Annotated in this window: 4 protein-coding genes; 3 read left to right on the forward strand and 1 reads right to left on the reverse strand. The window is 39.6% G+C overall.

What is annotated here, in order from left to right; all coding sequences use genetic code 11:
• Positions 1-23: 23 nt before the first annotated feature.
• On the reverse strand, positions 24-2759 hold the full coding sequence (gene polA, locus H5072_RS10880) for a DNA polymerase I (protein WP_138488411.1): 2736 nt from the start codon (positions 2757-2759) through the stop codon (positions 24-26).
• A 523-nt stretch (positions 2760-3282) separates the two neighbouring features.
• Here polA and elbB point away from each other — a divergent pair.
• The 3 genes from elbB to H5072_RS10895 form a co-directional block, all read left to right on the forward strand.
• Positions 3283-3930, forward strand: coding sequence for an isoprenoid biosynthesis glyoxalase ElbB (elbB, locus tag H5072_RS10885; RefSeq protein WP_182693531.1), 648 nt, complete (start codon positions 3283-3285; stop codon positions 3928-3930).
• A gap of 233 nt (positions 3931-4163) precedes the next feature.
• A complete protein-coding gene (locus tag H5072_RS10890; protein ID WP_182693532.1) occupies positions 4164-4559 on the forward strand; it encodes a cytochrome c5 family protein in 396 nt (131 codons plus the stop codon).
• 164 nt (positions 4560-4723) lie between these two features.
• Positions 4724-5405 (forward strand): GAF domain-containing protein (locus tag H5072_RS10895; protein WP_182693533.1); only part of this gene is annotated, 682 nt, incomplete at its 3' end.

The raw sequence follows: 5405 nt of genomic DNA on the forward strand, positions 1-5405 counted from the left end.
TTAATTAAAATGCTCAAATTGCATTAATGGGCTTGTTCCCAGTTGTCACCTTCGTCGGCTTCAACAATAAGCGGCACATCAAGCGCTGCAGCTTGCGACATCAGCTCACAAATATGTTTTGTGTATTCAGGTGCGCAGTCTGTTTTAATTTCAAATACCAATTCATCGTGTACTTGCATTAGTAGCTTAATCGTATTTGGCGCTTGTTCGTGTACCCAGCGGTTAACGCTCAGCATTGCTTTTTTAATAATATCAGCAGCAGTACCTTGCATTGGTGCGTTTATAGCAGCACGTTCGGCTCCTTTTCTGCGCGCGCCATTACGTGCGTTTATTTCTGGTAAATGTAGGCGGCGACCAAATATTGTTTCAACGTAGCCATTTTCAGCTGCTTTTTCGCGTGTTGTTTCCATGTACTCTAATACACCAGGAAAACGCTCAAAGTATTTATCTATGTAATGCTGCGCTTCGTGGCGCGGCACATCTAGTTGACGTGCTAAACCAAATGCAGACATACCGTAAATTAAGCCAAAGTTTACTGCTTTCGCCTTGCGGCGCATATCGGTAGTTACATCATCAAGCTCTACACCAAATACTTCAGCGGCAGTTGCACTGTGTACATCTAAGCCGTTAGCAAATGCATTTAATAAACCTTTGTCTTGTGAAAGGTGCGCCATAATACGCAGCTCAATTTGGCTGTAATCGGCAGCAACAATTTTATAACCATCTGCAGCTATAAACGCTTCACGAATTCGACGCCCTTCTTCTGAACGAATAGGAATATTTTGTAAATTAGGATCGGTTGAACTCAAGCGCCCCGTTGCTGTAATTGCCTGATGATAAGACGTATGTACACGCTGGGTTTTCTCATTCACCATTAATGGTAATTTATCGGTGTAAGTTGATTTAAGCTTTGATAAACCACGATGCTCTATGATTACTTTAGGTAGTGGATAATCATGAGCAAGCTCTTGCAATACTTCTTCTGCGGTAGAAGGTGCACCTTTAGGTGTTTTTTTGATAATAGGCAGGCCAAGCTTTTCAAACAACAATACTTGTAGTTGCTTAGGAGAGCTTAAATTAAATGGTTCGCCTGCTATTTCAAATGCTTCTTTTTCAAGCTCAATTAAACGCTCGCCTAATCGTTGGCTGTGTGCTGCAAGCATATTGCTATCTATTGCAACGCCGGTTCGTTCAATATCAGAAATCACACTAACAAGTGGCATTTCTATATCTTCGAATACAGATTTTAGCTTTTCATCAGCCGCTATTTTTGGCCAAAGCACTTCATGTAGGCGTAAAGTAATATCGGCATCTTCTGCAGCGTAAGGCGCAGCTTTTTCAAGTTCAATTTGGTTAAAGGTAAGTTGCTTTTTACCTTTGCCAGCAATATCTTCAAAGCTAATATTTTTATGACCTAGATATTTAAGTGCTAGCGAGTCCATATCGTGGCGTGTACCCACACTATTAAATACGTATGACTCAAGCATGGTGTCAAACTTAATACCGTTTAGCGCAAAACCTGCATTCGCTAATACACTTTTGTCGTATTTAAGGTTTTGCCCTACTTTAGCTTTGTTTTCATCGGCCAAAATTGGACCTAGCTTTTGCATTACAAATTCAAGACTTAGTTGCTCAGGCGCACCCGGGTAATCATGCGCTAGAGGTAAATACACAGCTTCACCCGCTTTTACGGCAAAACTCATACCCACTAATTGCGCTTTCATGTAATCAAGGCTGGTAGTTTCTGTATCAAATGCAAATAACTCGGCACTATTTAATTGCTCTATTAACGTATCAAATTGCGCTTGCGTTAAAATAGTTTCGTAATGAGCATCTTCTACTTTTGGTAATTCAGTGGCTTCGGTAGGTACAGCTAGATGTGTTTCTGCATCTTTGGGGTTATCTAGTAACTCAGCTAACCAACGACGAAATTCACACTCACCATATAGTGCAATTAATTCGTCTTTATTTGGTTCTTGTAATTTGAACGTATCAAGATCTGATTCAACTTCAACATCGCACTTAATTGTTGCAAGCTCGTAGCTTAAAGGCAGATGATCGAGAGCTGCAGCTAACTTTTCACCTATTTTACCCTTAATCTCACTTGCGTGATCCATTACACCTTGCAACGAGCCATATTTCTCTAACCACTTAACGGCCGTTTTTGGACCACAGCCTTCAACACCTGGGATATTGTCGACCTTATCGCCCATTAGTGCCAAGTAATCGATAATAAGTTCGGGGCCTACACCAAACTTTTCCACTACGGTAACAGGATCTGAAATACTGTCGGTCATCGTGTTTATTAATGTAACGTGTTCATTTACAAGTTGCGCCATATCTTTATCACCAGTGGAGACAAGGACATGCCGTTTTTGCTCAGTTGCAATGCGTGCAAATGTGCCAATAACATCATCAGCTTCAACGCCTTCGATACTAATTAGCGGAAAACCCATCGCTTTGATAATGCTATGTATTGGTGCTATTTGCGTACGTAAGTCATCCGGCATCGGCGGGCGATTTGCCTTATATTCGCTATACATATCGTTACGGAACGTTTTGCCTTTAGCATCAAATATAACCACCATGTGTGAGGGATCATATTGTCTGATCAAGCTTTTAAGCATGTTGATCACGCCATAAATAGCGCCCGTAGCCTCACCTTTAGAATTAGTTAAATGCGGCGGAGAATGATAAGCACGAAATAAATATGACGAGCCATCAACTAAAATAAGTGGGTTTTCGGGGATCTGAGCCATGGTGAATTTGGATCCTAAATGCAAAAAATTAAGGTAATTATAAGCATGCCATAAGGTAGTAAATAAAACGACTGTGAATTACTGTTTATCGTGTTATTAAAACTAGAGCAAGCTGTGGATAAGTGTGTAGATAACAGCCACGAGCTATTCTTCCAAAGCATTATAAAATGCCTAGAAAATACTTTAACTGTATGTTTTAATTTAAAAAAGATAATACGAGGTTCTTTTTTTATTATTTTAAACCAATGTGGAAAAAGGTTTTCTAACGACTGCTTCTGTTGTTATTCACTTTGATTATTCGCGTCCATTTAAATAACCGGAGGAGTATTCTAGCACAATGGATCGAAGATCATAGCGATCCTTTATAATTTTTTTAAAGGCAAAGTGATCGCAAATGGCATAAACCGCAAAACGACTTGCACTGCGAATGATTTTTGTACTAAAAATTTATTTTCGCGAGAAATTTTGAGCATGTTAAACTTCATCCGATCGACTTATAAAAAAGACTTTAGGGGACAAAAGCATGAAAAACGTAGCAGTAATATTAGCAGGGTCTGGTGTGTACGATGGTAGTGAAATTAATGAAGCAATTTTAACTTTATTACATATAGCCGAAAATGGCGCAACGTATCAGTGTTTTGCACCAGATATTGAACAACTTCATACCATTAACCATTTAACAGGTGAAGTAATGCCTGATAAACGCAATGTATTAACAGAAGCTGCTCGCATTGCACGAGGTGACATTAAATCGCTGATTGAACTAGACGTGACTCAGTTTGACGCATTAATTGTACCTGGCGGTTTCGGTGCTGCAAAAAACTTATGCGATTTTGCAATTAAAGGCGCAAAAGCAAATATCAATCAGGACGTCCTTAATGCTTGTAAATCATTTGCAAAAGCAAATAAGCCTGCAGGTTATATGTGTATTGCACCCGCATTGATCCCATTTATTTACGATAACGCCGCACTTACTATTGGTAACGATGTAGAGACAGCACAAGCGCTAAGCACATTAGGCGCTAAACATATAGATTGTGCGGTTGACGGTGTAGTTATCGATGAACCAAATAAGTTAGTTACCACCCCTGCTTACATGTTGGCAGAATCGATTCTTGAAGCCGACGCAGGGATCGCAAAACTAGTTAGTAGCGTATTATCAATAAATTGATTTTGATCTTAGGATCTAAAAAGTTAATTGTATGACTGATTGCGCTTATTAAATTGCTTAACAAAAAACAGTAAATAATTAAATTTTATTGCGTTAACGCAAAAAGTAGTCAGTTTTATTAATAAAAACGGCTCTTAGCATTTTATAAATTGGCTCAGAGAGTTATAATCGGTTTAATTTCCGTCATCTTTAATCGTGATTGATCACGTTCAAATCGAAGTGAGCAAGGCAAAATGAAAAAATTAACAGCTGCAGCATTATTATTGCTAGCAACCACTGCATACGCACAGCCATATGATAACTCTATGACTGAAGATGCAATTAAAGCACGTCTCGCGCCGGTTGGTGCTGTATACCTTGAAGGCGATAAAGCTGCAGTTGCAGTGGCGCCTACCGGTCCTCGCTCTGGTGAGCAAGTATATCAAGGTGCATGTTTTGCATGTCACGGCACTGGTGCACTAGGCGCGCCTAAATCGGCTGACGATTGGGCTCCACGTATTGCTAAAGGTAAAGACACTTTACTTGAGCATGCACTAAATGGCTTTAATGCTATGCCTCCAAAAGGCACGTGTATGGATTGTTCTGATGATGAGATTAGCGCTGCTATCGACTTTATGACATCTAAATAAGCTCGATTGAAATATACAAAAAAGGTTTACTTCTGTAAGCCTTTTTTAATGCCTAAAATAGTGTGTCTAGCTACTGCTTTAGTAGGAATATCAACTTGACGATAAGCACTAAAAGTGAAAGTATAAGGCTAATAACTATACAATAAAAATAGCCGGTTAGATCATTGGAAGATAAACTATCAGTATCGAGTAAATTGGCGTATCAAAATAAACGCCTTAGAGCGCTTCTCGAAAAATACAAACAATCACATCACTTACAAAATGCCCTGATCCAATTATCAGAGCAGGCAAGTACTGTGGCCGAGCTAACCCTGCTATACCCCGCCATCCATGACATTTTACAAAAGTACGTACCTAGTAAAAGTTTTTATGTGGTGCTGCTAAATCAATACAGCCAATCACTAGAGCTTTCTTACTTTTCAGATGAAAAAGATGGTATTGCCGTCGCCCTTAACCAATCAAATAGCTTTGATGAAGGCGCCACGGGTTATGTATTTAAACAGGGTAAAACCACATGTTTTACCAAGCAGCAAATGCAAGATGCTGCAGCAGAAGGTTTATTTAAAGCATTAGGCACTCCTGCCGAACATTGGGTAGGCGTACCTGTTTACCAAGAACACAATATTATCGGTGTATTAGCAGCTCAAAGTTACGATACAAAACAAGGCTATAGCTCACAGCAAATACAATTACTCGAGTTTATGTCGCTTTATTTGGCAACAGCAATAGAGCGTGTAAAAAAACGAGAGCTTCTTGAGTCAGAAGTTAAAATTCGCACCCGCGCACTCACTCAAAGTAACGATGCACTAAACCTTGAAATAGAGCAGCGTAAACGCGCACTTCAAC

The organism is Pseudoalteromonas sp. SR45-5, from assembly GCF_014163565.1.
In the GTDB taxonomy this organism is placed as follows: Bacteria; Pseudomonadota; Gammaproteobacteria; order Enterobacterales; family Alteromonadaceae; genus Pseudoalteromonas; species Pseudoalteromonas distincta.

Excerpts from the sequence above, each read along its gene's own strand:
- H5072_RS10890 (WP_182693532.1), top strand. The coding sequence starts at position 4,164 with ATGAAAAAATTAACAGCTGCAGCATTATTATTGCTAGCAACCACTGCA.
- polA (WP_138488411.1), bottom strand. The coding sequence starts at position 2,759 with ATGGCTCAGATCCCCGAAAACCCACTTATTTTAGTTGATGGCTCGTCA.
- elbB (WP_182693531.1), top strand. The coding sequence starts at position 3,283 with ATGAAAAACGTAGCAGTAATATTAGCAGGGTCTGGTGTGTACGATGGT.